This is a genomic window from Microbacterium sp. NPDC060117, assembly GCF_042729315.1.
Lineage (GTDB): Bacteria > Actinomycetota > Actinomycetes > Actinomycetales > Microbacteriaceae > Microbacterium.
The window spans coordinates 1-1,276 of record NZ_JBHWXR010000005.1 but is presented as its reverse complement, the minus strand read 5'-3'; the positions used below and the strand labels follow the sequence as shown (position 1 = coordinate 1,276).

Annotated in this window: 2 rRNA genes (1 of these 2 cut by a window edge); both read left to right on the top strand. The window is 54.9% G+C overall.

Annotated elements, in window-relative coordinates:
* A 23S ribosomal RNA gene (locus ACFWCK_RS19340) occupies nucleotides 1-1,006 on the top strand (it extends 1,321 nt beyond the left edge of the window).
* A gap of 109 nt (nucleotides 1,007-1,115) precedes the next feature.
* Nucleotides 1,116-1,232: ribosomal RNA gene (gene rrf, locus ACFWCK_RS19335) — 5S ribosomal RNA — on the top strand.
* Nucleotides 1,233-1,276: the final 44 nt, after the last annotated feature.

Sequence of the window (1,276 nt, the reverse complement as noted above, 5' to 3'; positions counted from 1 at the left end):
CCCCAGTAAACGGCGGTGGTAACTATAACCATCCTAAGGTAGCGAAATTCCTTGTCGGGTAAGTTCCGACCTGCACGAATGGCGTAACGACTTCCCAACTGTCTCAACCGCGAACTCGGCGAAATTGCATTACGAGTAAAGATGCTCGTTACGCGCAGCAGGACGGAAAGACCCCGTGACCTTTACTACAGCTTGGTATTGGTGTTCGGTGTGGCTTGTGTAGGATAGGTGGGAGACTTTGAAGCGTGGACGCCAGTTCATGTGGAGTCATTGTTGAAATACCACTCTGGTCACTCTGGATATCTAACTTCGAACCGTGATCCGGTTCAGGGACAGTGCCTGGTGGGTAGTTTAACTGGGGCGGTTGCCTCCCAAAAAGTAACGGAGGCGCCCAAAGGTTCCCTCAACCTGGTTGGCAATCAGGTGTCGAGTGTAAGTGCACAAGGGAGCTTGACTGTGAGACTGACAGGTCGAGCAGGGACGAAAGTCGGGACTAGTGATCCGGCAGTGGCTTGTGGAAGCGCTGTCGCTCAACGGATAAAAGGTACCTCGGGGATAACAGGCTGATCTTGCCCAAGAGTCCATATCGACGGCATGGTTTGGCACCTCGATGTCGGCTCGTCGCATCCTGGGGCTGGAGTAGGTCCCAAGGGTTGGGCTGTTCGCCCATTAAAGCGGTACGCGAGCTGGGTTTAGAACGTCGTGAGACAGTTCGGTCCCTATCCGCTGCGCGCGTAGGAAGTTTGAGAGGATCTGACCCTAGTACGAGAGGACCGGGTTGGACGAACCTCTGGTGTGCCAGTTGTTCCGCCAGGAGCACCGCTGGTTAGCTACGTTCGGGATGGATAACCGCTGAAAGCATCTAAGCGGGAAGCCGGCCTCAAGATGAGACTTCCATACCTTCGGGTGAGAGGCTCCCAGCCAGACTACTGGGTTGATAGGCCAGATGTGGAAGCGTGGCAACACGTGCAGCTGACTGGTACTAATAAGCCGATGACTTGATAACACACCGTTCTTGGTGCTTGCGTCCACTTTGTGGTTCTCGACGTACGGTCGAAACCGCGAACACATAACAAACATTACGTTTGTGCTTGTTCGAGACACGTCAATAGTGTTTCGGCGGCCATAGCGTGAGGGAAACGCCCGGTCACATTCCGAACCCGGAAGCTAAGCCTCACAGCGCCGATGGTACTGCAGGGGGGACCCTGTGGGAGAGTAGGACACCGCCGGACTTCCTTTAACAGAAAGGCCACCCAACGCAGGGTGGCCTTTCTGC